The 25,939-nt window shown below is 73.2% G+C and carries 20 protein-coding genes and 1 pseudogene; 10 read left to right on the plus strand and 11 right to left on the minus strand.

The features are described from left to right. Positions 1 to 7 precede the first annotated feature (7 nt). Positions 8 to 1,102 carry a mechanosensitive ion channel family protein gene (locus ACQF4J_RS08880; RefSeq protein ID WP_351578476.1) on the plus strand — a complete coding sequence of 365 codons (1,095 nt, stop codon included), beginning with the start codon at positions 8 to 10 and terminating at the stop codon, positions 1,100 to 1,102. A 4-nt stretch (positions 1,103 to 1,106) separates the two neighbouring features. Here the strand turns inward: ACQF4J_RS08880 and ACQF4J_RS08885 are convergent, their stop codons facing one another. Then, entirely contained in the window at positions 1,107 to 2,648 is a 1,542-nt protein-coding gene (locus ACQF4J_RS08885) for a M1 family metallopeptidase (RefSeq protein WP_427165421.1), read from the minus strand. 220 nt (positions 2,649 to 2,868) lie between these two features. On the opposite strand from ACQF4J_RS08885, the gene ACQF4J_RS08890 reads away from it, so the two are divergent. Continuing rightward, positions 2,869 to 5,088 carry an NADP-dependent isocitrate dehydrogenase gene (locus ACQF4J_RS08890; protein ID WP_351803879.1) on the plus strand — a complete coding sequence of 740 codons (2,220 nt, stop codon included), beginning with the start codon at positions 2,869 to 2,871 and terminating at the stop codon, positions 5,086 to 5,088. Positions 5,089 to 5,162: 74 nt separating this feature from the next. Here the strand turns inward: ACQF4J_RS08890 and ACQF4J_RS08895 are convergent, their stop codons facing one another. Next, entirely contained in the window at positions 5,163 to 6,266 is a 1,104-nt protein-coding gene (locus ACQF4J_RS08895; protein ID WP_427165422.1) for a DNA glycosylase AlkZ-like family protein, read from the minus strand. Positions 6,267 to 6,351: 85 nt separating this feature from the next. On the opposite strand from ACQF4J_RS08895, the gene ACQF4J_RS08900 reads away from it, so the two are divergent. Both ACQF4J_RS08900 and ACQF4J_RS08905 read left to right on the plus strand, forming a co-directional pair. Then, positions 6,352 to 6,900 (plus strand): YciI family protein, encoded by a 549-nt coding sequence (locus ACQF4J_RS08900; protein WP_351576539.1) that lies wholly within the window; start codon positions 6,352 to 6,354, stop codon positions 6,898 to 6,900. 37 nt (positions 6,901 to 6,937) lie between these two features. Beyond that, on the plus strand, positions 6,938 to 7,744 hold the full coding sequence (locus ACQF4J_RS08905) for an N-formylglutamate amidohydrolase (protein WP_351803875.1): 807 nt from the start codon (positions 6,938 to 6,940) through the stop codon (positions 7,742 to 7,744). 27 nt (positions 7,745 to 7,771) lie between these two features. On the opposite strand, the gene ACQF4J_RS08910 is transcribed toward ACQF4J_RS08905, so the two are convergent. The 3 genes from ACQF4J_RS08910 to ACQF4J_RS08920 are packed head-to-tail and all read right to left on the minus strand — an operon-like array spanning position 7,772 to position 10,352. Continuing rightward, positions 7,772 to 8,275, minus strand: a complete 504-nt coding sequence (locus ACQF4J_RS08910; RefSeq protein WP_351576544.1) for a hypothetical protein — start codon at positions 8,273 to 8,275, stop codon at positions 7,772 to 7,774. A gap of 5 nt (positions 8,276 to 8,280) precedes the next feature. Then, positions 8,281 to 8,856 carry an RNA polymerase sigma factor gene (locus ACQF4J_RS08915; RefSeq protein ID WP_351576547.1) on the minus strand — a complete coding sequence of 192 codons (576 nt, stop codon included), beginning with the start codon at positions 8,854 to 8,856 and terminating at the stop codon, positions 8,281 to 8,283. A gap of 59 nt (positions 8,857 to 8,915) precedes the next feature. Then, entirely contained in the window at positions 8,916 to 10,352 is a 1,437-nt protein-coding gene (locus ACQF4J_RS08920; protein WP_427165423.1) for a S8/S53 family peptidase, read from the minus strand. Positions 10,353 to 10,502: 150 nt separating this feature from the next. Between ACQF4J_RS08920 and ACQF4J_RS08925 the strand changes: the two genes are divergently transcribed. Continuing rightward, the gene (locus tag ACQF4J_RS08925; protein WP_351576741.1) at positions 10,503 to 13,067 is read left to right on the plus strand and encodes a CHAT domain-containing protein; all 2,565 of its coding nucleotides are present in this window, start codon (positions 10,503 to 10,505) and stop codon (positions 13,065 to 13,067) included. A gap of 373 nt (positions 13,068 to 13,440) precedes the next feature. On the opposite strand, the gene ACQF4J_RS08930 is transcribed toward ACQF4J_RS08925, so the two are convergent. Next, entirely contained in the window at positions 13,441 to 14,358 is a 918-nt protein-coding gene (locus tag ACQF4J_RS08930) for an RNA polymerase sigma-70 factor (RefSeq protein WP_427165424.1), read from the minus strand. A gap of 158 nt (positions 14,359 to 14,516) precedes the next feature. After that, positions 14,517 to 16,352: a LuxR family transcriptional regulator AbsR2 gene (locus tag ACQF4J_RS08935; protein WP_351576555.1), complete on the minus strand. Its 1,836-nt coding sequence runs from the start codon at positions 16,350 to 16,352 to the stop codon at positions 14,517 to 14,519. Between the two features lie 95 nt (positions 16,353 to 16,447). Here ACQF4J_RS08935 and ACQF4J_RS08940 point away from each other — a divergent pair, with 95 nt between their 5' ends. The 3 genes from ACQF4J_RS08940 to ACQF4J_RS08950 all read left to right on the plus strand — a co-directional run bounded on the left by ACQF4J_RS08940 (position 16,448) and on the right by ACQF4J_RS08950 (position 19,069). Then, positions 16,448 to 17,533 carry a beta-glucuronidase AbsR1 gene (locus ACQF4J_RS08940; protein ID WP_351576558.1) on the plus strand — a complete coding sequence of 362 codons (1,086 nt, stop codon included), beginning with the start codon at positions 16,448 to 16,450 and terminating at the stop codon, positions 17,531 to 17,533. A gap of 217 nt (positions 17,534 to 17,750) precedes the next feature. Beyond that, the gene (locus ACQF4J_RS08945) at positions 17,751 to 18,599 is read left to right on the plus strand and encodes a helix-turn-helix domain-containing protein (RefSeq protein WP_427165425.1); all 849 of its coding nucleotides are present in this window, start codon (positions 17,751 to 17,753) and stop codon (positions 18,597 to 18,599) included. A gap of 44 nt (positions 18,600 to 18,643) precedes the next feature. Next, a complete protein-coding gene (locus ACQF4J_RS08950) occupies positions 18,644 to 19,069 on the plus strand; it encodes a VOC family protein (protein WP_351576564.1) in 426 nt (141 codons plus the stop codon). Between the two features lie 13 nt (positions 19,070 to 19,082). Here the strand turns inward: ACQF4J_RS08950 and ACQF4J_RS08955 are convergent, their stop codons facing one another. The 3 genes from ACQF4J_RS08955 to ACQF4J_RS08965 all read right to left on the minus strand — a co-directional run bounded on the left by ACQF4J_RS08955 (position 19,083) and on the right by ACQF4J_RS08965 (position 21,824). Next, complete coding sequence (locus ACQF4J_RS08955) at positions 19,083 to 20,060, minus strand: cytochrome c oxidase assembly protein (RefSeq protein ID WP_427165426.1); 978 nt, start codon at positions 20,058 to 20,060, stop codon at positions 19,083 to 19,085. Between the two features lie 175 nt (positions 20,061 to 20,235). Next, positions 20,236 to 21,219 carry a DMT family transporter gene (locus tag ACQF4J_RS08960; RefSeq protein WP_427165427.1) on the minus strand — a complete coding sequence of 328 codons (984 nt, stop codon included), beginning with the start codon at positions 21,217 to 21,219 and terminating at the stop codon, positions 20,236 to 20,238. Next, positions 21,216 to 21,824 (minus strand): TetR/AcrR family transcriptional regulator, encoded by a 609-nt coding sequence (locus ACQF4J_RS08965; RefSeq protein WP_427165428.1) that lies wholly within the window; start codon positions 21,822 to 21,824, stop codon positions 21,216 to 21,218. The genes ACQF4J_RS08960 and ACQF4J_RS08965 overlap by 4 nt, the downstream gene beginning before the upstream one ends. 161 nt (positions 21,825 to 21,985) lie before the next feature. On the opposite strand from ACQF4J_RS08965, the gene ACQF4J_RS08970 reads away from it, so the two are divergent. Further along, entirely contained in the window at positions 21,986 to 23,266 is a 1,281-nt protein-coding gene (locus ACQF4J_RS08970; RefSeq protein WP_427165429.1) for a hypothetical protein, read from the plus strand. A gap of 68 nt (positions 23,267 to 23,334) precedes the next feature. Here the strand turns inward: ACQF4J_RS08970 and ACQF4J_RS08975 are convergent, their stop codons facing one another. Next, positions 23,335 to 25,149 carry an ABC transporter ATP-binding protein gene (locus ACQF4J_RS08975; RefSeq protein WP_427165430.1) on the minus strand — a complete coding sequence of 605 codons (1,815 nt, stop codon included), beginning with the start codon at positions 25,147 to 25,149 and terminating at the stop codon, positions 23,335 to 23,337. Between the two features lie 279 nt (positions 25,150 to 25,428). Here ACQF4J_RS08975 and ACQF4J_RS08980 point away from each other — a divergent pair. Continuing rightward, a pseudogene (locus ACQF4J_RS08980) lies at positions 25,429 to 25,914 on the plus strand (SDR family oxidoreductase); the annotation flags it as partial. Positions 25,915 to 25,939 lie beyond the last annotated feature (25 nt).

A 25,939-nucleotide genomic window follows, 5' to 3' on the forward strand; every position in this document is an offset into this window, starting at 1 on the left:
GTAACCGGTGAACCGAGCGCTCACCGTGGACGATCTTGTCCTCGCCGGAATCGCGCTGGGCGCGGGCCTGTTGGCCGCGTTCCTGCTGCGCGTGCTGATGCGGTGGCTGGGCAAGCACGCCGACCGCACCCGCTGGAGCGGTGACGACGTCATCGTGGACGCGCTGCGCACGGTGGTGCCGTGGGCCGCGTTCCTGGGCGGGGCCGCGTCCGCGGGCGGGATACTGCCGCTGACGAGGAGCGTGCAGAAGCACGTGAACCAGTCGCTCACCGTCCTGCTCATCTTCGTCGTGACGCTGACGGCGGCCCGGGTGATCGCCGGCCTGGTGCGCACGGTCACCCAGTCCCGCTCCGGGGTCGCCGGGTCGGCCACGATCTTCGTGAACATCACCCGGGTCCTGGTCCTGGCGATCGGATTCCTGGTGGTGCTGCAGACGCTGGGCATCTCGATCGCCCCGATGCTCACCGCCCTGGGTGTCGGCGGTCTGGCGGTCGCCCTCGCCCTGCAGGACACCCTCGCCAACCTCTTCGCCGGCATCCACATCCTCGCCTCCAAGACCGTGCAGCCCGGTGACTACATCCAGCTCAGCAGCGGCGAGGAGGGCTACGTCGAGGACATCAACTGGCGTCAGACGACCGTGCGGGCGCTCTCCAACAACTTGATCGTCATCCCCAACGGGGAGCTCGCCAAGGCCAACATGACCAACTTCATGCGCCCCGAGCAGAAGTTGACGATCACCGTCCAGGTCGGCGTCGCCTACGACAGCGACCTGGAGCACGTCGAACGCGTCACCTGCGAGGTCGTCGCCGAGGTGATGAAGGAGATCGACGGCGCCGTCCCGGACCACGAGCCGCTGGTGCGCTTCCACACCTTCGGCGACTCCCGGATCGGCTTCACGGTGATCCTCGGGGTCGGTGAGTTCAGCGACCAGTTCCGGATCAAGCACGAGTTCATCAAGCGACTGCACCGGCGCTACGGCCGGGAGGGCATCCGCATCCCGGCGCCCGCCCGGACGGTGGCGCTGCAGCAGGGCTCGGTGAGCATCCCGCAGCAGCGCACCGCCGAGCAGGTGGGCGACGCGCACGTCGCCCACCTCGACTGACGGCTCAGAGAGTCGCCGAGTTCTCGTGCCAGTGCCCGCCCCGGCGGCTGTGCGGGGCGGCGAGCGAGGAGCTGACCGGCGTGACCGTCCAGTCCGGGTGGCCGGGCATCCGCGGGGTCTTGGTGCCGTAGAGCCAGTCCCGCAGGAAGCCGGTCAGGTCCTGGCCGGAGACCTCCGAGGCGACGGCGATGTAGTCGGCCGTCGTCGCCGAGGAGTTCCGGTACCGGTCCAGGAAGGCACACTCGATGGCGTGGAAGACGTCCTCGCCGACGACCTGGCGCAGCGCGTACAGGACGAGGACCCCGCCCGTGTAGCGCTGGTTGTCGAAGAGGTTGACCTCGTTGGGCGCGGCGACCGGGCCCGAGTCGTGCCGCCACTGGTCGCCGACGCCGTAGGTCCACTTCATGCGGTCCTCGAACGTGCTGTAGCCGAGCGAGTCGGTCCAGCCGCGCTCGTAGCGGTACAGCAGTCCGTAGTAGTCGGCGTGGCCCTCGTTGAGCCACAGGTCGGCCCAGTTCGCGGGGCTGACCATGTTGCCGAACCAGGAGTGGACCAGCTCGTGCATCATGTGCGAGCCGATCTTCTTCTCCTCCTGGAGCAGGAAGTTCGGCTTGTACAGCGTGAGGGTCTGGGTCTCCAGGCCCGTGAAGTCGAAGGCGGTCGGGCTGTCGGAGTTGCAGGGCAGCAGACCGTACGTCTCGAAGGGGAACGCCCCGAGGCGCTGCTCGATCCACTCCACCAGTCCGGGCGTCAGCGCGAGCGCGGGCTCCAGTGCGGCGGCCCGGGCCGTCGGCACGATGTCCCGCAGCGGCAGACCGTTCGGGCCCGGCCGCTCCTTGACGACGTAGTCGCCGACCGTGATCTGCACCAGCTCCGTGGCCATGGGCTCACGGGACTCGTACGTGTAGGCCGTACGGCCCCCGTCGAGGTTCTCGGTACCGAGCAGGACGCCGTTGGCGACGCCCCGCAGTCCGCTGGGGACGGTGACCCGGAAGGTGAAGTCCGCCTTGTCCGACGGGTGGTCGTTGCAGGGGAAGACCGTGTGCGCGGAGTTCGGCTGCGGGCAGATCGCGAAGCCGTCCGGGGTGACGACCCAGGCGGTGTGCGCGAGGGTGCGGGCCGGGTCGGCCGTGTACTCCACGCAGACCGTCACCCGGGCCTTGTCGGGCAGCGGCCGGGCGGGCGTGATCCGCAGCTTCTCGTCCGCCTGCTCGAAGGAGGCGGTGCGGCCGCCGACGCGCACGGCGTGCACGTCCAGGCCGAGGCAGTCCAGGGAGAACCGGCTCAACTGCTGGGTGGCGCGGATCCTCAGGGTGGCGGTGGCCTCGACGAGCTTGGTCGTGGCGTCGTAGGCGAGGTCGAGATGGTAGTCCGAGACGCGGTAGCCGTCGTTGCCGAGGGCAGGGAAGACGGAGTCGCCGAGGGTCTCGGCGCCCGGGGTGCCCCCGTCCTTCGGCGTCGCCTGGGCCGCTCCCCCCACGGTCAGTGCCGCGGCCGTACCGATCAGGGCAGCCGCGGGGGCCGTCACTCTGGTGCGATATCTCATGGTCAGCTTTCGCTCGGGCGGCCGGGTGGTCAGGTCCGGCCGTCGACGATCAGTTAGGACGATCTACATCCAGGACCATGGGATCGGGTGTTTGGTTGCATCCCCGCGCGGCGTTTCGAGCACCGTCGAAGCGGACTCGGGGCGGACCCCTGTCGAGTCCGCCTCGATCACGAGATATCTTGATGTCGAGCAATGTTGCAGACGTGGAGCGGAGCACCCGGTGACTGACTCGACCATCATCTATACGCACACTGACGAGGCCCCGGCCCTGGCGACGTATTCCTTCCTGCCGGTGGTCCAGGCGTACGCCTCGCAGGCGGGTGTCTCCGTGCAGACGCGGGACATCTCACTGGCGGGCCGCATCATCGCGGTGTTCCCGGAGTACCTGACCGAGGACCAGCGCATCCCGGACGCCCTGCACGAGCTGGGCGAGCTGGCCAAGACGCCCGCGGCCAACATCATCAAGCTGCCGAACATCTCGGCGTCGATCCCGCAGCTCAAGGCCGCCGTCGCCGAGCTGCAGGCGCAGGGCTACGCGCTGCCGAACTACCCGGACGACCCCAAGACCGACGAGGAGCGGGAGATCCAGGCCCGCTACGACAAGATCAAGGGCTCCGCCGTGAACCCGGTCCTGCGTGAGGGCAACTCCGACCGCCGCGCCCCCGCCTCGGTCAAGAACTACGCCAAGACCCACCCGCACCGCATGGGCGCCTGGACCGCCGAGTCCAAGACGAACGTGGCGACCATGGGCGAGAACGACTTCCGCTCCACCGAGAAGTCGGCCGTCGTCTCCGAGGCCGGCACGCTGCGCATCGAGCTGGTCGGCGACGACGGCTCCACGACCGTGCTGCGCGAGTCCGTCCCGGTCCTGAAGGACGAGGTCGTCGACGCCTCCGTGATGCGTGTCGCCGCGCTGCGCGAGTTCCTGACCGCGCAGGTCGCCGAGGCCAAGGCGCGGGGCGTGCTGTTCTCCGTACACCTGAAGGCCACGATGATGAAGGTCTCCGACCCGATCATCTTCGGTCACGTCGTACGCGCCTTCTTCCCGAAGACGTTCGCGCAGTACGGCGAGACGCTCGCCGCGGCCGGCCTGACCCCGAACGACGGTCTGGGCGGCATCTACAAGGGCCTGGAGGCCCTGCCCGAGGGCGCCGAGATCAAGGCCTCCTTCGACGCCGAGCTCGCCGAGGGCCCGGAGCTGGCGATGGTCGACTCCGACAAGGGCATCACCAACCTGCACGTGCCGTCCGACGTCATCGTCGACGCCTCGATGCCGGCCATGATCCGCACCTCCGGCCACATGTGGGGCCCGGACGGCCAGGAGGCCGACACCCTCGCCGTCCTGCCGGACTCCTCGTACGCGGGCGTCTACCAGGCCGTGATCGAGGACTGCCGGGCCAACGGCGCCTACGACCCCTCGACCATGGGCTCGGTCCCGAACGTCGGCCTCATGGCGCAGAAGGCCGAGGAGTACGGCTCCCACGACAAGACCTTCGAGATCCCGGTGACCGGCACCGTCCGCCTGGTCGACCAGGCCGGCAACGTGGTGCTCGAGCAGACGGTCTCCGCCGGCGACATCTTCCGCGCCTGCCAGACCAAGGACGCCCCCATCAAGGACTGGGTGAAGCTGGCCGTCACCCGCGCCCGCGCCACCGGCGACCCGGCGGTGTTCTGGCTCGACGAGACCCGCGCGCACGACGCCAACCTGATCGCCAAGGTCAACACCTACCTGGCGGAGCACGACACCGAGGGCCTGGACATCCGCGTCCTGAACCCGGTCGAGGCGACCAAGCTGTCGGTGGAGCGCATCCGCCGCGGCGAGGACACCATCTCGGTCACCGGCAACGTGCTGCGCGACTACCTGACCGACCTGTTCCCGATCCTGGAGCTCGGCACCAGCGCCAAGATGCTGTCGGTCGTCCCGCTGATGGCGGGCGGCGGCCTGTTCGAGACGGGCGCCGGCGGCTCCGCGCCGAAGCACGTCCAGCAGCTGGTCAAGGAGAACTACCTGCGCTGGGACTCCCTGGGCGAGTTCTTCGCGCTGGTTCCGTCGCTGGAGCAGTACGCGAGCGCCACGGACAACCCGAAGGCCAAGGTGCTCGCCGACACCCTCGACCGGGCCACGGCGACCTTCCTCAACGAGGACAAGTCCCCGACCCGTCGCGTCGGCGGCATCGACAACCGCGGCAGCCACTTCTACCTGTCCCTGTACTGGGCGCAGGAGCTGGCCCGGCAGACCGACGACGCGGACCTGGCCAAGGCCTTCGCCCCGCTCGCCGAGACCCTCGCCGCGAACGAGCAGAAGATCGTCGAGGAGCTGAACGCCGTCCAGGGCGAGCCGGCCGACATCGGCGGCTACTACCAGCCCGACCCGGCCAAGGCGGCGGCGGTCATGCGCCCGTCGGCCACCTGGAACGAGGCGCTGGCGTCCCTGAGCTGACGCCCGGCCCCCGATGCCTGTGAGCCGACGTCCCGGCAGGCACCCCGCCTGCCGGGACGTCGGCGTTCCCGGCGTCAGCGCGGCAGGGCGAGGTCCAGTGCCAGCCAGCGGGCCAGGTCCTCGATCTCGTACCCGATCTCGGCCCGCATCGCCGCGGTGAACGGGACGTCCTCGTGGATCGCGTGCACGCTCAGCACGCCCGCCCGGCGGTCCGCGGTGGCGTCGAGCTTCCCCACCAGCCGGTCGCCGTACAGGATCGGCAGCGCGAAGTACCCCCAGCGGCGCCTGGCCGCCGGCTTGTACATCTCCAGCTGGTACTCGTACGTGAACAGCTCCACGGTCCGCTTGCGGTCGTGCACCAGCCGGTCGAAGGGGGACAGCAGCGCCGCCCGGCCCTCGAAGGGCTGCCCCAATTGCACGGGGTCCACCCGCCACCTGCCCCGGACGCCCTCGACGACGGCCTCCTCCCCCGCCGCGCCGACGTCCGCCGGCTCCACCTGGCACTCCGGGCCCCGGGCGCGGGCGATGCCGAGGGCGCGCAGCCGCCGCTCGTCACGGACGCGCAGGGCCTCCTCGACCGGGACGGGCGGGGTGTCGGGGTAGACCCGCTCGGCCAGGTCCCACAGCCGGTCGCCGCCGCGCCGGCCCGCGACGGCGACCTCGCCGCGCTGGACCATCAGCTCCAGCAGCTTGGTGACGTTCCGGTTGTTCGTCCAGCCGCTCGATCTCCAGGGCTTGACGCAGGTGTCCGGCAGCGCGCGGGAGGGCAGCGGCCCCTCGGCCCGCAGGCGGTCGAGGATGTCCCGGCGGCACGCGTCGTTGGCCGCCACCCAGGCGCGGTGGTGCTCCCGCCAGGACGACGGCGTGCCCCGCTCGGGCCACTCGGCCATCTCGGCGCGGTACAGCGCGAGGTCCTCGGCGGGCCGGATCATCGCCTGCAGCTCCAGCAGCGTCCGCTTCCGCAGCGCCTCCCCGACCTCGTCCGCCGAATGGGCCGACCCGAGCCGGCTCCAGGCCACGAGTTCGGCGTTGGGCGCGATCGCCGCGGTCGGGTCGATCTGCAGCAGGGTCAGCCCGCGCACGACGCCGAGCAGACCGTCGGGCCGTACGGCGTCCAGGAGTTGGGCACGTACGGCGATCCGCCGGGCGTCGGTGCGCGAGAGCTCGTGGACGGTCATGGGGCCGAGACTAGGCGAGGGGTCTGACAGCGGGGCCTGGATATCGCGTGGCGAAGCCCTGCCGACCTGGGCAGACTCTGCGTGCATGGAGTTCTTCTGCTACCACCGTGACCGGCCCGGCTCCGCTGCCCTGCGCGAGGAGCTGCTGGAGGCGCACTGGTCCTACATGGACGGCTACGCGGCCCAGCTGATCGCCCGCGGTCCGACCTTCCACGCCGGAGGTGACACGCCCACCGGCAGCGTGCACATCGTGGATCTGCCGGACGCGTCCGCCGCCCGCGCGTTCGCCTTCGACGAGCCCAACCACCAGGCCGGCGTGTACCGGGACGTACTGCTGCGCCGGTGGCGCAATCTGCTGGGACGCACCATGTGGGAGTTCCCCGGCGGGCGCAGCGGAGGCAACCGGTACCTGGTGCTCGGCCTCGGCTCGGGAGAAGCCGTCGACCTCGAACCGCCGTACGACAGGGACGAGTTGGTGGCGTTCGGGCCGCTGCTGTCCGACGACGGCAAGACCTGGCTGGGCACGGCGGCCCTGCTGCGGGCCCCGGACCCGGAGACCGCCCGCGCCGTCCTCACCGCGGACCGGTACGCCGACGTCGAGGTGCACGAATGGGAGTTCGGCGGGCGACGATAGCTCCTCGTACGTGACACCGAACCGCAGGGAGCAGCCCATGCGCGCCGACGCGCCCTCCTTCGAGCTCCTGCCCGGCGCGCCCGGCTCCCCCGTGATCCTCCATGTGCCGCACTCGGCGCGGAGGATCCCGGCATGGGCGCGTGCGGGCATCGTGCTGGACGACGCCGCGCTCGAGCGGGAGCTGGACCACATCACCGACGCGCACACGGCCGAGCTCGCCGAGGCGGCGGCGCGGTCGGCGGGCGTCACCCCGTGGCGGTTCGTCAACCGGCTGTCGCGGCTGGTCGTCGACCCCGAGCGGTTCCCCGACGAGCGGGAGGAGATGCTCGCCGTCGGGATGGGCGCGGTGTACACGCGGACGACGCACCGTCAGGCGCTGCGGGCCGCGGACACCGACCCGCGGCCGCTGATCGACCGGTACTTCCGGCCGTACGCGCGGGCGATGACGGACGCAGTGGCCGACCGGCTCGCCGCGACGGGCCGCGCCGTGATCGTCGACGTGCACTCCTACCCGACCGCGGCCCTGCCGTACGAGCTGCACGGCCAGGGCCCGCGTCCGCCCGTCTGTCTGGGCACCGACTCCTTCCACACGCCACCCGCACTGCTGCGGGCGGCACGGGAGGCGTTCGCGTCCTGCGGGGAGACCGGGCTGGACAGCCCGTTCGCCGGGACGTACGTGCCGCTTCGGTTCTACGGCGCGGACGCGCGGGTCGGCGCGCTGATGGTGGAGATCCGGCGGGACACCTACATGGCGGAACCGGGCGGGCCCGCCGGACCGGGGCTCGGCCGGCTGGCGGCGGCGCTGGCGACCCTCGTCGACGCCGTCACCGGCCCCGCCGGCTGACCTCGGGCCGCCCGGCGGAGCCCCTGGTCACACGGTCAGCCAGTCCGTGACGAGCACTCCCTCGCCGGTCCGCAGCCGCAGGGCGAACGGTCCGGCGGGGGGCCGGTCGTGGGTGAAGCGGCCCATGTCGTCGGTCGTCAGCGGGGCGCCCGGGTGCGGGCCGGTGAGCACCTCGACCCGGGCGTGCTGCGGCGGCAGCACCTGTCCCATCAGCCCGTGCGCGGTCAGTTCCACGTCGACGGTCACGCCACCCGCGTGGAACGTCAGCATCCGTGGCGTGTCGACGGCTCCCCGGACCGGGATGGCGTCGACCACCGAGTCGAAGGTCAGCTCGGCGAGCCGGGCTTCGAGGTCGTGCAGGGCGAACGCCTCCACGGCCAGCTGCCGCAGCTCGGCCGGGACGGGGTCGAGGACGGCCGCGGCCCGGCGGAGCTCCTCCTCCAGCAGGTCGAGGTCGAAGTCCTCGCCGTCGAGGGGCTCTTCGCCGTCCATGTCGTCCATGCCGTGCATGCCGTTCATGTCGTCGTCCATGCCCCTCACACCGCTCCCCGTGCCTCGAGCCGCGCCCGCAGACGCCGAAGACAGCGCTGGCGCAGCGGTCCGATGCTGCCCACGGCGATGCCGAGGGCCACGGACACCTCCTGGTAGCTGGGCGGCGGCGTGGCCATCAGGACGCGCAGCAACTGCCTGCACCGCTCGCCCAGTTCCTCGAACTCCTGCCACAGGTGCCTGATCCGCTCCGACTCCGCGGCTGCCTCCTCCAGGTCGAGGAAGGACTGCTCCGGCGTACGGTCCTCGCTGATCCGGTCCAGCAGCTGCGGATCGTCCGTCGGGGTCAGCCGCCGCAGGCTCTTGAGCACCTTCAGGCACTCGTGCCGTGCGGTGCTCGCCAGCCACGAGCCGGCCTTGTCGGGCTCGCGGATACGCCCCAGGTGCTGGGCGAAGCGGAACCACACCGTCTGGTAGACCTCGTGCGCGTCGGCGTCGGAGAGCCGGTGCGCGCGCACGACCGACCACACCAGTGGGCTCAGCCCCTCCACGAGCGCCTTCCAGGCCGCCGCGTCGCCGTCGACGGCGGTCTGGACCAGCGCGCCGACATGTGCTCGGTCCACGGTCCCACTCCTCGTGTACGGCCTGTCATCGTACGCCGTGGAGGGGACCGTTCCGCACCTCATGCCGGAGGCACCAGCTGCGTGACCGGCGACGGACGCCAGCCGGCCGGGAGCAGCGCCGGCACGTGCGCCCCGCGCACCTCCGCGTACGCCGTGTCGCCGGCGAGCAGCTGCTTACGGGCGGCGCGCGCGTCGCCCTCCTTGTCGGCCGTCATGAAGGCGGCGATCATCGCGGCGGCCACCGGGGTGGCGAAGGAGGTGCCGCTCCAGTGCGCGTAGCCCTCGAACATCACCTGGTCGGCCTTGCCCGAGGTGGGCGTGCCGGCCTCGCTCAGCACACCGGTGTGGCGCGGGGACTGGCAGGTGCACGCGTAGGTGAAGTTGTACCTGCAGGCGTCGTAGGTGCTGTGCTGGTAGAGGTACGGAATCGGCGCGTCGAACCCGGTCAGCGTGCTGGTGAGCCGCTCCCCGGGGGCGTAGGCCTTCACCCAGGAGCCGTAGTTGGAGAAGCAGGCGCCGTACTCGCCGTCGGTGCGCAGCGCGCCGACGGACAGCACCGCGTGCGCGTACTCGGGCAGGCCGGCGTAGGCCGCGGGCCAGAAGGGGCTGGCGCTGGAGTTGTTGCCGGCCGCCGCGACCAGCAGGGTGTTCTGCTCGCGCAGTTCCTCCATGAAGGCGGCGACGCCGAGCAGGCCGTCGTCACGGCCGTTGGCGGTGCCCGCCGAGAGGCTCAGGATCGCCGGCCAGCCGTTGCGGTCCACCGCGTCGAAGAGCCGCTGGCCGAACTCGTCCTCCAGGACGGCACCCGCGTCGTTGAGGGTGTTGCGGACGGTGATGTTCGTGTTGGGGGCGACCGCCGCGACGAGCCCGGCGATGAACGTGCCGTGCCCGACGTACTGCAGCAGGTTCCCCTGGGCGTCGGTCTCGGTGCCGTGCAGGTCGCCCTGGACGTGGGCGAGCAGCGGCACCAGGGAGTGGTCGTGGGTGAGGCCGTTGTCGACGACGAGGACGTCGACCGCCGTGTCGGCGTCGTGGCCGCCCTCGGCGGGAGCCGGGTTGGTGCCCTGGGTGAGCGGGGCGGGCACGGGCTCGTCACCGGGACAGGAGTTGACGGCGAGGGACACCACGTGGTTGCGGCTGACCAGCCGGCGTCCGGCGCGGGACTCGGGCCCGCGCAGGGCGCGCAGGGCGTGGGCGACGGCCCGGTCGCCGCGCCGGTCGCCGTGGCCGGGGTCGCCGACCTGGATGCGGGTGATGCCCGAGCGGTTGGTCTCCGGGCTGCCCCGGCGCACCTGGTCGCCGCTCAGGCCGGTCGCCTCGGTGAAGTGCGTGCGCACGGTGTCCTCGACGAGCCGGGCCTCCTCGCCGTCACGGGCGAGGACCACGCCCTTCTCGTAGACGAACTCCGCGGAGTCGTCCGGTCCCAGGGCCAGCGGTACGTCGGGCATGGAGCGCTGGATCTGGTCGAACTGCTCGTGGAATCGCTGTGGTGCCATGGCGTGTCCTCCCCCTCGAGGCAGCTGTCGTCAGTTCAGAGTCACGTGGACGTCACCTGATACAGCGCCAAACGGGTGTATCGCGCCACCAGGGCCGTTACCATCCTCAGAGTGACAGCGGGAAGCGATTCGGTGCTCGAACTGCTGCCGATGGTGTTCGCCGCCCCGAACGAGGCTCTGGCGCGGGCGCAGGATGTGCTGGAGTCCGATCCGTCACCGTGGAGCGCCTCCGTGGCGCACCAGGCGATCGGCATCTGGCAGCGGGACTGGGGCGACCTCAGGATCGCGCTGCGCCATCTGCGCCGCGCCCGTGATCTGGCCACGCGCGCCCAGGACCCCGACCGTGAGGCGGACGTGCTGGCCGCGCTGGGCGTGGCCCTGATCCACGCGGGGCGCACCCGGCAGGGCCTGGAGGCGCTGGAGCGGGGTGTCGCCGTCAGCAGCGGGCACACCCGCGCGCGGGTGCTGTTCCGGCGGGCGTACGCCTCCTGGGTGCTGGGCCGGCACCGTGAGGCCCTGGAGGACGTGCGGCGGGCGATTCCCGTGCTGCGGCAGGCCGACGACGTCATCTGGACGGCGCGGGCGCTGACCCTGCGGGCGACCGTGCATCTGGCGCTCGGCGCGGTGGAGCGGGCGGACGCCGACTTCGCGTCGGCCGAGGCGCTGTGGGACACCACCGGGCAGGACCACGACAAGGCGGACGTCGTCGAGAGCCGGGGACTGGCCGCGTTCCGGCAGGGGGACGTGCCGGCCGCGCTGCGGCTGCTGGACGAGGCCGAGGAGCGTTACCTCAAGCTCGGCACGCCGTCGTTCATGCTCTACATCCGGCGCTGCGAGGTGCTGATGGCCGCGGGGCTGGTGCCGGAGGCGCTGGCCGAGGCGGACGCGGCGATCGGGACGCTGGACCGGATCGGTGGTCAGTCGACGCGCAAGGCGGAGCTGCTGCTCGTGGCGGCGCGGGCGGCGAGGCTGGCGGGGGACGCGCACACCGCGATCGCCCGCGCCGCGCTGGCGGTCCGGCTGTTCGCCGGGCAGCGGCGCACCTGGTGGGAGACGCACGCCCGGCTGGTGCTGATCGAGGCGCGGCTGGCCGCCGGGCGCGGCTCGGGGCGGCTGGTCGCGGACGCGGCCGCGGTCGCCGACCGACTCGCCGCCTTCGGCGCGCCGGCCGCCCCGGAGGCCTCACTGCTGGCGGGCCGGATCGCGTTGGGGCTGGGCTGGCGGGCGGACGCGGAGCGGCATCTGGCCGTTGCCGCCCGCAGCCGGCACAGCGGACCGCCGCTGGCGCGGATGACGGGCTGGGCGGCGCAGGCCCTGCGCGCGCGGGCCGCCGGTTCGGGCCGGGGCGTGCTGGAGGCGTGCCGGCGCGGACTGGACGTGCTCGACGACCATCGCACGACCCTGGGTGCCTCGGAGCTGCGGGCCCGGGCCACCGCGCAGGGCGCCGAACTGGCCGCGCTCGCCCAGCGGGCCAGCCTCGACTCGGGCGCGCCCCGGCGGCTGCTGACGTGGAGCGAACGCTGGCGGGCGACCGTGCTGTCCACGCCGCCCACCCGGCCGCCGGCCGATCCGGCGCTGCTCGGCAGTCTGACCGCGTTCCGGGAGATCGCGGCCCGCGCGGAGGAGGCCCGCAGCGACGGCCGGCCCATCCCCGCCCTGGAGCGTGAACAGCGGCGCCTGGAGCGGGAGATCCGCTCCCGCACCCTGCACATGCGCGGAGAGGCGCCCGGCGACGAGCGCCGCTTCGCCCCCGCCCGGCTGCTGGACGGGCTGGGCGGGACGCGGCTGGTGGAGCTGGCCGTGCTGGACGGGCGGGTGCAGGTGCTGCTGTGCGGGGACGGGCGGGTGCGCAGGTTCGAGGCGGGGCTGCTGGCCGACGCCGAGGTGGAGGCCGAGCATGTGCAGGCCGGGCTGCGGCGCCTGGCCCATCCCGGGGCGGAGGCCCGCCTTCCGCTGGTGGAGGAGATGGGACGCCGTCTTCAGGAGCTGCTGCTGGGGCCGGCCGCGGCGCACCTGGGCTCCGGGCCCGTGGTCGTCGTACCGCCGGGGCGGCTGCACCGTGTGCCGTGGGCGCTGCTGCCTTCGCTGCGCGAGAGGGTGCTCAGTGTGTCGCCGTCGGCGAGCAGTTGGCTGCGGGCACGCGAGACCGAGCCGCCGCCGGGCGGCCGCCATGTGCTGGTGCGCGGTCCGGGCCTGGCCACCGGGGGCGCGGAGGTGCCCGAACTCGTCGGCCGGTACGGCAGACCGGTGCTGCTGGAGCACGACCACGCGCGCGTGCCGCGGGTGCTGGAGGAGCTCGACGGGGCCACGCTCGCCCACATCGCCGCGCACGGCACCTTCCGTGCCGACAGTCCCCTGTTCTCCTCGCTGCGGATGGCGGACGGCCCGCTCATCGTGCACGACTTCGAGCGCCTGGACCGCAGCCCGTACCGGATCATCCTCTCCAGCTGTGACACCGCCCGTTTCGCCTCGGTCGGCGCGGACGAGCTGCTGGGTCTGGTCACCGCGCTGCTGCCGCTGGGCACGGCGGGGGTGGTGGCGAGCAGCGCGCCCGTCAACGACCACGCGGTGGTGCCGCTGATGCTGGCGCTGCACAAGGGGCTCAGCGCGGGCCTCTCCCTGGCGGAGGCGCTGCGCGACGCCCGGACCGCCCTGCCGGCCGACGCCCCGCACCAGGCGACCGGCTGGGCCTTCACGGCGTTCGGCGCCGCCTGAAGAACCGGACGGCCCGCTGTACGTCACCCCCTCGGCGCGCGTTTGAACTCGCGGCAAATCCCCGGGCGCCCGCCACCAGCACCAGAGAACCCGCCCACGCACGTCACCCCCGCGACACCCGCCAACGCCCGCCCGAAATCGCGGCAGATCCCCCGGCGCCCGCCACCAGCACCAGAGAACCCACCCACGCACGTCACCCCCGCGACACCCGCCAACGCCCGCCCGAAATCGCGGCAGATCCCCCGGCGCCCGCCACCAACACCAGAGAACCCGCCCACGCACGTCACCCCCGCGACACCCGCCAACGCCCGCCCGAAATCGCGGCAGATCCCCCGGCGCCCGCCACCAACACCAGAGAACCCGCCCACGCACGTCACCCCCTCGGCGCGCGCTTGAGCTCGCGGGAGATTTCCCAGGCGTCGGCCACGGGGCCCAGGTGGGCGAGCTTGTCGGGGTTGATGACCAGGCGGATGGCCTGGATCCGGCCGTCGAGGACGTCGAGGGCCAGGGTGTGCAGCACCCTGCCGTCCCGGTCACGGAAGACCGCGCCGGGCTGGCCGTTGAGCTCGTGCGGCTCGAACGACACGTCGATACGGGCCATGCGGGGCAGGACGGAGGCGAGCAGCCGCGCCACGTTGTCGGCGCCCATGACCGCCCTGGCCAGCTGCGGCGCCTTGCCGCCGCCGTCGCCGACCAGCGACACGTCGGCGGCGAGCAGGTCCCGCAGGCCGGCGACGTCGCCCTCGCGCAGTGCGTCGAAGAACCGCGCCGCCAGTTCCTGACGTTCCTTGCGGTCGGCGTCGAAGCGGGGCCGGCCGGCGGCCATGTGGCGCCGGGCCCGCACCACCAGCTGGCGGCAGGCGGCCTCCGAGCGGCCCACCGCCGACGCGATCTCGGGGTAGCCGAAGTCGAACACCTCGCGCAGGACGAACACCGCGCGCTCCAGGGGGCTGAGCCGCTCCAGCAGCAACAGGGCGGCCATCGACACGGAGTCGGCCAGCTCCGCCGCGCGCGCCGGGTCCTCGTAGGGGTCGGCGAGCAGCGGCTCCGGGAACCACGGGCCGACGTACTCCTCCCGCCGGACGCGGGCCGAGCGCAGCACGTCGACGCAGATCCGGGTGACCGTGGCCGACAGGTAGGCCTTGACCGACCGGGGCTCGGCCGCCGCGCCCTCGAAGCGCAGCCAGGCCTCCTGGACGGCGTCCTCGGCCTCGCTCACGCTGCCCAGGATGCGGTAGGCGATCGAGAACAGCAGCGGCCGCAGCTCCTGGAACTCCTCGGTCCTGGTCATGCCTGCCTCTCCTCGGGACGACGTCGTGTGCACCTTCCTACGACGAGACGGCGCGTGCGCCTGTGACATCCGCGAGGGCATGCGAGGTCCGGGCATGGGGTGGCGGCCTGACCCCTCCCCCGAATCCTGGGGGTCAGACCGCCGGTCCATGACGTGGCTCAGGCCGATCGGGTGTCCGGCAGGTCCACGAGCCACACCAGCGCCGCCCGGTCGCTCGCGCCGAGGCGGGCGTAGGCGCTGTAGAGGTGGTTGCCCACGGTCCGGATGGACAGCGTGAGCTGTTCGGCGATCTGCCGGTTGCTCAGACCGGCGGCGGCGAGGTTGACGATCTGCCGCTGGCGGGCGGTCAGTTCACCGAGGACCAGCCCGGACAGGGCCGGGGTGCGGGCGCCCTGGCAGCGGCGGGCGAGGGCGGCGGCACGCGTGCGTGCGACGCGGGCGGCGCTCGGGTCGCGGTGCGCCCGTACGGCCTGTGCGTGCGCCTCCGCCGCGAACAGCTGGAAACCGCGCTCCTCCAGTGCCTCGGCCACCCGGACCAGCTCCGGCCCGTCGCCCCGGGCGAGCGCGTCGGCGTGCCGCGCGAACACACCGCCCTCAGGGAGGCGTCCGGCGACCTTGTCGGGGGCGCCGAGGCGCACGGCGTCGTGAAGGGCGTAGGCGTCCCGCCCGTCGAAGGCCTCCAGTGCCGCCCCCTCCGCGTCCCCGCGGGCCGCCGCCAGCCACGCGGCCGGTTCCTGGAGCTCCGGCCGGCCGGCCACCGCCTCCTGGGCGGTGGCCGTGTCCCCGGACTGCGCGGCGGCCAGGGCGAGTTCGCTGCGGCAGGGCGCGTCCCCCGGCGCGTGCCGCAGTCCCTCCCTCGCCCAGGCCGCCGCCTCCCGCAGCTCCCCCCGAAGCCGCGAGAACCGGGCGCGCACGGCCGCGTGTGCGGCCGGGACGGGCGCGCCCTCGTGCACCAGCCACTCCCCCACCGGGGCCGGCAGCACGCGTACGTCGGTCTGTTCGATGCGCGCGGTCAGCGCGGCCGTCTCGGCGGCGAGCGCCGGCCCGCACTGGTCCGGGGTGCGGGCCAGCCGCCTCGCCCGCAGCCGGCCGGCCGCGGCCCGCAGCACCGGGCCGTGCAGGGGGTGGGCGAGACGGGCGCCGCCGCGGTCGTCGACGGTGACCAGGCCGTCGGCCTCCAGCGCTTCCAGGGCTCGCAGGTCGAGGCCGTCCATGGGCAGCGGCAAGGGCTCGGAGAAGGCGAGCAGTTCGAGCGTCGCGCGCTCCTCGCGGCAGGGACGGGCCAGGGCCCCGGCGGTGCGTTCGCGGATCGCCGCCGTCACCGGGACCGGGCCGCGCCACGCCCAGGCGTCGGCGTCCTTCACTCGTGTGTGCGGCGCTCGCTCGCGCACCGCGTCCACCAGGTCGCGCAGCAGCCGCAGATCGCCCTGGGCGAGGTGGAGCAGCCGGCGCAGGGTGAGCGGCTCCACGGCGCCGCCGACGCCGGCCGCGAGGAGCTGCTCCATGTCCTCGCGGGGCAGCGGCTCCAGGGCCAGGCGCGGCAGCAGTTCGCCGGTCCACAGGCGGGCGACGGCGGCGGGGTACGGGGCGCCGTCCGCCGTGACGACGACGAGACGGGTGCGGCCGTGCACGGCCAGCTGGTGGACGAGGGCGGCCGAGGCGTCGTCGAGCAGATGGGCGTCGTCGACCAGCAGCAGGCGCACCCCGGACAGCAGTTGGACGGCGCGGTGCAGGGAGACCGACTCGGGCAGCAGGTGCGCGAACGCGGCGAACGGGATGTGCCGGGTCTCCGGTGTCCCGGCCGCGCGGGCGCGGTCGCCGCCGCGCACGGCCTCGGTCACCAGCCGGGTCTTGCCGCAGCCGGCCGGGCCGGTGACCACGATGCCGTGGTGACCTGCCGTGAGGGACCGGCGGATCAGCTCCAGTTCGTCCTCGCGGCCGGTGAACTGCCAGGGCAGTTCAAGGGTCTTGGCGTCCCGTTCGAAAGTCGTCACGTGAGTACGAGTGCGAGTACTCAGTCCTGATACAGGGCGACTTGAGTAGCCCCCGACTCAGGCGCCCGTACCCCCGCCCACGGCAGGCTGTGCGCATGACCGGACGCTACTGCAGCCTCGCGCAGCAGTCGGCCCCCGCTCCGGCGCCGGGGCTGACCGCCGAGCGGCGCGGTGCGCTGGTCGCGGGCAACCGGATCTGGCTGGGCGGCACGGTGCTGCACTACTGGTTCTTCGACGGCGACGCCGACGCCTCGGTCATCGCCGTACCCGGAACCGGCTCGGTACGGCGGGTGTCGTGGGGCGGCGGCCAGGAGCAGCGGGACGTGGTGCGCGACTGCTTCCGGGAGTGGCGGGACCTGGGCATCGGTCTGTCGTTCGTCGAGGTCGGCGACCGCTCGGAGGCCGAGCTGCGGATCGGCTTCCAGCCGGGCGACGGGTCCTGGTCGGCGGTGGGCCGGGACGCGCTGCGGGCCGGGCAGAACGAACGCACCATGAACTTCGGCTGGGACCTGACCGCGCCCGGGGAGCGCGGGACGGCCCTGCACCAGATCGGGCACGCGCTGGGCATGCTGCACGAGCACCAGAGCCCGTACGCCGGGATCACCTGGGACGACGAGGCCGTCTACGCCGACCTGGCCGGTCCGCCGAACTTCTGGGGCCGGGACACGACGTTCCACAACGTCCTGCGCAAGCTCGACCCTGACGAGGTCAACGGCACCGTCTGGGACCCGCATTCGATCATGGAGTATCCGTTCCCGGGCGGGCTGATCCTGGAGCCCGAGCAGTTCCGCGGGGGTATCACTCCGCCCGGCACGCTCTCCGTGGCCGACAAGGAGTTCGTCCTGCGCTGGTATCCGCCGGCCGAGCGGGGGCGGTCGGCGGCGCTGGTGCCCTTCCGGTCCGTGCCGCTCGGTCTCGGCCCGGGCGAACAGGCCGACTTCACGATCGAGCCGCCGCAGACCCGCGAGTACACGGTGGGCACCTTCGGCGCGAGCGACAGCGTGGTCGTGGTCTTCGAGGAGCGGGACGGGGAACCCCGCTACCTCGCCGGCCACGACGACGGCGGCACGCCGCACAACGCGACCGTCCGGGCGCGGCTCGTCAGGGGCCGCCGCTACTTCGTCCGAGTGCGTCAGTACTCCGCGTGGGGTTCGGGGGAGACAGCGGTCATGTGCTGGTGACGGCACGGACCGCCCACGCGGTCGGCTGGACCCATCAGTCCGGCGCCGGGGGAAGGTCGGAGGCACATCACCTTCGGGGGAGGGAGATGTGCCTCCGACCCATGTTCCGGGCCTGGAGAAGCCGAGTTCGCGCCGAGAGCGCCACGGGCGCCGCGGCTGCGACGGCAGGAGTGACGTTCGGGCTGCCGGCGGCGGGCGGGCGCGGGAGGATGGCCGTATGGTCGGCGACGTCTTGGACGAGGCGGTGCGGGCGGCTCCCGCGCCGCCGTTGCGCGGGCTGGTCGGCTGGTACTCCGGCTATCGCCAGCGCGGCCTTCCGATTACCCGGCACCGCGGCCTGCCGTCCCCGTGGCTGACGCTGATCCTCACCCTCGACGAGCCGCTCAGCATGGCCGCCCACCCCGACCCGGCCGCCTCCCCGGGCGACTACCCCACCCTGCTGGGCGGCCTGCACGTCACGCCCGCGCTGATCGACGTCCCCGGCCGGCAGTCGGGCATCCAGGTGGCGATCAGCCCGCTCGGCGCCCGCGTCCTGCTGGGGCTGCCCGCCGGGGCGCTGGCGGGGATCGACGCCCACGCGGACGAAGTGCTGGGCGCGGGCGTGCGCGAGGTCCACGACCGGCTGCGCGAGGCTCCCGACTGGACGGCCCGCTTCCGGGTCGTCGACGGCTGGCTGCTCGGTCGGCTCGCCCGCAGCCGGGACGTCCGGGCCACCGCCGCGGTCGCGGAGGCCTGGCGGCGGTTGCTCGGGGCCGGCGGCCGGCTGCGCGTCGACGAGCTGGCCGCCCGGACCGGCTTCAGCGACCGCCATCTGCGCACGCTCTTTCGCACCGAGATCGGCCTCACGCCGAAGGCCGCGGCCCGGGTCGTCCGCTTCGACGTGGCCCGGCGCCGCCTGGCCGCGCGGCCGGCCCCGCCCGATCTGGCGGCTCTGGCCGCCGACTGCGGTTACGCGGACCAGTCCCACCTCGACCGGGAGTTCGCCGCGCTGGCCTCCTGCACGCCCAGCGCCTGGCTGGCGCAGGAGTTCCGAAACATCCAAGCCGGGCACCATCCGCCCGGGTGACGCTGAGGGAGTCGACCACCGACCCCACGAAAGAGGCGCATCCCATGACCAGCACCCCCGGCCCCGCCGAGCAACCGCCCGCCCCGCAGGTCTGGCCCACTCTGCGCGCCCGTGACGCCCGTGCCCTGATCCGGTTCCTCGTCGACGCGTTCGGCTTCGAGGAGACGGTGGTGTACGGCGACGCAGATCTGGTGGAGCACGCGCAGGTCAGCTGGCCCGAGGGCGGCGGCGTCATGCTGGGCTCCGTGCGCGAGGGCCAAGACGCGGGCGACGGCCCGACGCCACCGGGTCACTTCAGTGCCTACGTCGTCACCACCGACCCGGACGCCGTGCACGCCCGCGCCAAGGCCGCCGGCGCCGACATCATCACCGACCTGCACGTCACGGACTACGGCTCCCGTGACTTCGCCGCCCGCGATCCCGAGGGCAACCGCTGGTACTTCGGCACCTATCGGGGCGAGCCGCGCTGATCCGGGGCCGGTGTCAGGAACCCGGTCGCTGCTGCCGGATGCGCTGGGCGACGGCGCTGTTCTCCGTCTCCCACCACGGACGCACGAGATCGGACGCCTGCGCCGATCCCTCGACCGGTGCGGCGGGCACCAGTTCCGTCGCCAGTCGGCGGTCCAGCGCGACGGTCTCCGCGCGTTCGGTGCGGGCCCACTGGACGAGGATCGCGAGCAGGAAGGGCAGCGCCACCAGCTCGGCGATGCCGACCATCGCGCCGCCGCCGACCTGCTGGTCGTACTGGACGTCCGGCGCCCAGGCCGGGGCGTGGTGCAGGTACCAGGCGCCGGCGATCAGGGTGCCGTGGGTCATGACCACGATGCCCGGTACGGCGTCGACGATGCCGTCGAGGAACACCAGCGCCGCCCGCACGGGGTGGGTGCACCAGCGCGGCAGCGCCTCCTCGCGGGTGAGCACCGGGACGACGAACAGGCAGCCGGCGAGCAGCAGGTGCAGGTACATCACCTGGTGCAGCCAGCCCACGCGCAGCGCGGTCTCGAAGTACGGCGTGAAGTACACGGTCAGCTCGGTGGCCAGGACAAGGACCGTACTGACCAGCGGGAAGGTGAGCAGCCGTACGGTGCGTCCGGTCATGGCCCGCCGTACACGCCCGGCGGCGGGCTCGGGCAGGGCGCGCAGGGCGAGCCGCAGCGGGTCGCCCAGCGCCAGGCCGAGCGGTGCGATCAGGTCGAGGAGGATGTTCTGCACCGCGGCCGGCCAGAACAGCACCCGGTCGTAGACGGCGAGGGCCGACATGGTGGCCACGACGAGGGCCCCCAGGCCGAACAGCCCGAAGGCGGCGCCGCGCGCCACGGGCCACGGTTCGCCCCGGCGCCGCAGCCGCAGGACCCCCCAGCCGTACAGACCGCCGAGGAGGGCGACGAGCAGCAGCGCGGGCAGGTCCCACTGCCACGAGATGAACAGGCGTCCCGGGGTCAGCTCCGGCAGACTCCCCATGACGCCCCTCTCCCACGGCACACCGGCCTGGCGACGACCGGACTCGCCGAGGCACTTTACGCCGCCGGTGACCGGCCCGAACGCACCACGCCCGGCGACCGCTCACCGTCATACCTCCCTCATGCCGAGCTCTTACCGGAGGGGTCCGGTTCGGGCCGTGGCGGTGGCCCCGGGGTCAGCCCGGGTAGGCCTGTTCCGGTTCCGTCGTGGGTGCGGTGGCACGAAGCCCTGGTGCGGGGCGGCGGGACGGTGTGGTGAGGACGGCGAGGCAGCCGACGACCAGGGCGACGCCGGCCCAGCCGAGCGGGGGCAGGCGCTCGCCGACGACCAGTACGGCGAGCACCGCTGCGACGGCGGGTTCCAGCAGCGAGAGGGTGGTCGCGGTGCTCGCCGGGACGTGTGCCAGGCCCCAGCCGAACAGCAGGTAGCCGAGGAACATCGGGATCAGGGCCATGTAGGCGCCGACGGCCGCGTTGGACCAGGACGCCAGCAGCGGGGCGCCGGTGGCCGTCAGCACGGGCAGGAGCAGCAGGCCGCCCAGGCCGAAGACCGTGCCCATGGCGGCGCGCGAGGGTATGCCGTGGCTGATCAGGCGATGGGCCGCCCAGGAGTACAGGGCGTAGGTGAAGCCGGCGACCAGGCCGAGTGCCACGCCGAGTACGGTCGCCCGAGCGGAGTGGCCCGCCGTACCGGATTCCGACCGGCCCGTTTCGGCCAGGCAGAGCAGCACGGTGCCGGACAGGCCCAGGCCGGCTCCGGCCGTCCAGCGGCGGGTGAGGCGTCGGCCGTCCCTCACCCGCTCGATGACCGCCGAGGCGAGCGGGGCCGAGCCGATGGAGACGACCGTGCCTGCGGCGACGCCGGCCAGGTGCATGGAGCTGTAGAAGGCCAGCGGGTAGGCGCCCACCGACAGCGCGCCGGTCACGACCACACCGCGGTGCGCGCGCAGCCGGGCCGCTTCCCCGGCGATGCGCGGGGCGGCCAGGAGGGCCTGGAGCAGGCCGCCCAGTCCCATGGCCGCGGCCCCGATGGCGAGCGGTCCCACGCCCGGGGCGAAGGTCGCGGCGGTGCCGGTGGTTCCCCACAGGACCGACGCCATGAGCACGCACACCGCGCCCATGCCGGCCGGACCGGGCGCGTGCAGGGCCGGCCGCGTCACAGCCGGTCCAGCAGGTCGGCCGCCATGGCCCGCGCACGCACCACCCGGGTGGCCGCGCCCTCCAGGCCGGCGCGCGCCATGGCGCCCTCCAGCAGGAAGGACAGCTGCTCCGCAAGGGCGCGGGCCTCCTCGGGGCGGTCGGGCAGCAGTTCCCCCAGGTGTCCGGCGAGCAGGGCCTCGACCTCCTCCTTGTGCCGGCGCACCAGGTCCCGCCCCTCGTGCCCGGCGGGCAGTTCGGCGGCCGCGTTCAGCAGCCCGCACCCGCGGAAGCCGCGCTCGTAGGCGAAGGCGGCGTGGTCGGCGTACGCGTCGTAGACGGCCAGGACGCCGCCGCGCGGGTCCCGGGCCTCCGCCAGCCGTCGCCGGTACAGGCCCAGCCACTCCTCGTGCCGCTCGTCGAGGTAGGCCAGTACCAGGTCGGCCTTGGAGGAGAAGTTGTTGTACAGGCTCATCTTGGCCACGCCGGCCTCGGCGGTGATGGTGTCGATCCCGGTCGCCGAGACTCCGTCCGCGTAGAAGCGGCGCGCGGCGGCGGCGAGCAGCCGGCCGCGCGCGCTGCCGGGCCGCCTGCCGGGGCGTGCTGCCGGGGTGGCCGTGTCGTCCATGTGGTTCCTCCAACCAGGAAAATAGGTAGGTCGGTCTACCTAGTATTCCATACGGTTTCCCGGTGCAACCATTCCGGTGCGGAGGGGGTCTGTTGTTGCGGAACTCGCGTTCCCACGACGTTCGTTCACCCGTCACCGATGCTTCACCCCGAGGACCCCCCATGCTCCAGAGCTCCCCCGGCCTCCGCCCGCTCCGACTGGCCGCCGGCACCCTCGGCGCCGTCGCCCTGACAGCCCTGGGCATCACGCCGGCAACGGCCGTCGACGACTCCGGGGCCGTACTGACTCTGAGCCCCATCGCCCCGGTCAACGGTGTGAAGCCGGGCGAGAGCTTCGACGTGCCAGCCTCGTTCACCGACACCGGCAGCGCCTCGGTCGGCAAGGTCTATCTGTCGTACTCCGTCACCCGCGGCCTGAGCCACACCGAGCTGCCCTCCAACTGCCTGCGCTACGAGGTGGCTTCGTTCGACGAGGCGCCCAGCAAGTCCGAGGCGGTCTGCGAGTTCGACCAGACGGTGAAGCCGGGTGTCGTCTACGCGCCGGAGAAGTCGCTGACGCTCAAGGCCCTCGACCGTGCCCTCTACGACCGGCTGCGGGTGGTCGTCGCCACCGACGACCCCGCCCCCACCGACGGCGCCGCCGAGCCCGTCCGCGGCACCGGCCCCGCCGTCAAGCTGGTCGAGCGGCCCGACGACAAGCCGGCGCAGCCCGGTCACAGCGCGCACCCCGACTGGGACGCGGTCGATGTCGCGGTCACGGCCGAGAACACCGCCGACTTCCAGGTCACCGGCGCCGATCTCAAGGGCCGGGTGGGCGACACGGTCGGTCTGACGGTGAGGTTCACCAACGCCGGTCCGGCCTGGGCGCTGCGGGACGGGGACATCCCGGTCACCAAGGTGAAGATCAGGATGCCGGCCGGTACGACGGTCACCAAGGCCCATGACTTCTGCGACAAGGTGGCCACCGGAAGCTACGAGTGCGGCACCAGCCAGGCCTGGGAGAACGAGGGCGAGGGCGAGACCTACACCTTCAAGCTGCGCATCGACAAGGCGGTGCCCGGCGCCAAGGGCTCGGTGTCCCTCGACGGGGCTCCCCGGCCGTTCGACGACCACAAGGCGAACGACAAGGCCGACATCACGCTCGACGTCGCCGGCAGCGGTGGCTCGACGGGCGGTTCCGGTTCCACGGGCGGTACCGGCTCGTCGACGTCCGGCGGCGGTACGGGCGGCTCGTCCACCGGCGGTTCCACCTCCACGGGCGGCGGTTCCGCCACCGGGGGCGGCTCGTCCACGAGCGGCACCTCAGCGCAGTCCGGCTCCGGCGGCGACCTGGCGAGCACCGGTTCCGGCGCCGTCCTGCCCGTCGCGGGCGCGGCCGCCGCGGCCGTCGCCGTCGGCGCGGGCGCCGTCGTGGTGGCCCGCCGCCGCCGCGCCTCCCGATAGCGGCCGAAGCCCCGCAGATCCTGCGCGCCCGGCACCCCGTGGGCGGGTCGGCCCACGGGGTGCGGGGGTCAGCGCAGGTCGGCGCCGGCGACACTGCCGGTGACCCGGCCGTCCGTCAGCGCAGAGTCAGCGGGCGCGTTGTCGTCGAGGAAGCCGCCCGACTGGTGCGACCACAGCTTCGCGTAGGCGCCCTCGGCCGCGAGCAGTTCCTGGTGCGTGCCCTGTTCGAGGATCCGGCCGCGGTCGAGGACGACGAGCCGGTCCATGCCCGCGACCGTGCTCAGCCGGTGCGCCACCACCAGGGCCGTGCGCCCCTCCATCAGCCGCCACAGCGCTTCCTGCACGAGGATCTCGCTCTCGGAGTCCAGTGCGCTGGTCGCCTCGTCGAGCAGCAGGATCGGCGCGTCCCGCAGGATCGCCCGGGCCAGGGCGACGCGTTGGCGCTGCCCGCCGGACAGCTTGATGCCGCGCTCGCCCACCATGGTGTCGAAGCCGTGCGGCAGCGCGTCGGCGAACTCCGTGACGTGCGCCGCCTCGGCCGCCCGGCGGATCTCGGCGTCGGTGGCGTCCGGCCGGGCGAAGGCGATGTTGTCGCGCAGGGTGCGGTGGAACATGGCCGGGTCCTGCGGCACGTACGCGATGAGGCCGCGCAGGTCGGCCTGGCGCATCCTGCTGATGTCCTGGCCGCCGATGAGGATCCGGCCGCCGTCGATGTCCGTCATCCGCAGCAGCAGCCGCGTCAGCGTGGTCTTGCCGCCGCCGGACCGGCCGACGAGGCCGATCTTCGTGCCGCTGGGCACGGCCAGGTCGAGGCCGTCGAAGAGCGGTTCCCCTCCCCCGTGGGCGAAGGTCACCCGCTCGAAGCGGACATCGGCGGGCCCCTTGCGCAGCGGCTCCGGGGCCGCCGGGTCGAGCACGGTCGGCGGCACCAGCAGCAGCTCGGTGAACTGCGCGGCCTCCGTCATCGAGCTCTCCAGACGCCGGTAGATCTGGTTGAAGTCGAACATGATCTTGGTGGCGTTGGTGTAGTAGGTGAAGGCGACGACGATCGCCTCCACCCCGTGCTCGCCGCCGCCGAGAGTGACCGCGAGCAGCAGCCCGAGGACGTTGGTCAGCACGGACATCGGCGCGACCAGCGTGTCGATGCGGAGGTTGCCGTAGTCCCAGGAGCGCAGCATGAGCCGCCGGGAGTGCGCGACCCGCGAGCGGTGTTCGGCGGCCTCACGTTCCTCGGCGGCGAACGCCCGGACCGTGTCCATGTTCATCAGGCTGTCGGCGACGTGGCCCGAGACCCGGGCGATCGCCTCCTCCCGCTGGTCGACGAGGGCCTGACGGCGCCGGATGAGCGGTATCACCAGCAGGGCCGTCAGCGCGATCATCGCCAGCAGCCCCACGACCAGCAGCGGTTCGTAGCGCCACAGCACCACCGAGCCGAAGATCAGCGGCACCAGGCTGCCGACGACGTTGAAGGTGAGCGTGTCGATGAAGTCCTCGAAGCGGGAGGCGAAGCTCAGCACCCGCTTGGTCAGCGATCCGGCGAAGTTGTCGTGGAAGAACGCGGCGTCCTTGGCGAACAGCTCGTCCATGCCCAGGACGTACAGGTGCTCGACGCCGAGGGCGTCGAGGCGGTTCAGCGCGTGCAGGCCGATTCGCCACAGGCCCTCCGCCAGCAGCATGACGCTGGCGAAGCCGATGACGTACGGCAGTGTCGCGCCGAGGCCGGCGCCGTCGTCGCCGGCGATGCGGGCGACGAGCTTGGCCACGATGAGCGGCGCGATGTAGTTGAGGCCGATGTTTCCGAGGGCCGGCAGCAGCATGGCGGGTGCTGTCAGCCGCCGTAACCGGGCCAGTTCCCGTCCGTAGTAACGAAGTGCGAGGAGCACGGAGCCCCTGCGCGGCGAACCCGCGCGTGCGTCAGCTGATCCCATCCCGATCCCGTCGTCGTACGGCGGTGGTCCTGCGCGTGATGCGGCGGAGAACGTCGTGCGGGTGAGCGCCCTCGCACAGCTCGCGGCGACGCCCTCGCGCGAGTACCTGCAGGCCAGGAATGGGAGTGTCCCGCGAAGGCCCCCGCCCGGTCCACGCGTTTTCCGCCCGCCGGGAGGTGCGCCCGCGGCGCACGGGACGCACGTCACGTGCGGCCGCACGGGTGTCACAGATTTTTGACGCACCATGTCGCGCTGTCCGTCGTCGGCACCGGACGCTTGCTGGAGAGCGGGTACTTCCGCGCCAAGCAGGTCCAGGAGGATTTGATCAGGGCATCGGACGTCCCCTACTCCATCGTGCACGCCACCCAGTTCTTCGAGTTCGCGAAGGGACTCGCCGACGGGATGACCGAGGTCGACACCGTCCGCCTGCCCGACGCCAGGATCCAGCCCATGGTGTCCGACGACGTCGCCGCGGCGGTCGGCCGTACCGCGGTCGGCGACCCGGTGGGCGGCGTGGTGGAGACCGGGGGACCCGAGGCCTTCCGGCTCGAGGAGTTCATCCGCATGGGCCTCGCCGCGCAGAACGACCCCCGCGAGATCGTCACGGACTCGCAGGCCCGCTACTGGGGCGCCGAGTTGCGGGAGGACACGCTGCTGCCGGGCCCGGACGCGCACCTCGCCGAGACCCGGTTCGCCGACTGGCCGGCGCGGCGGAAGTGAGCCCGCGGGGCCCTCTCCCACGGGG

The sequence above is a fragment of the Streptomyces sp. C1-1 genome, assembly GCF_050214755.1.
GTDB lineage: Bacteria > Actinomycetota > Actinomycetes > Streptomycetales > Streptomycetaceae > Streptomyces.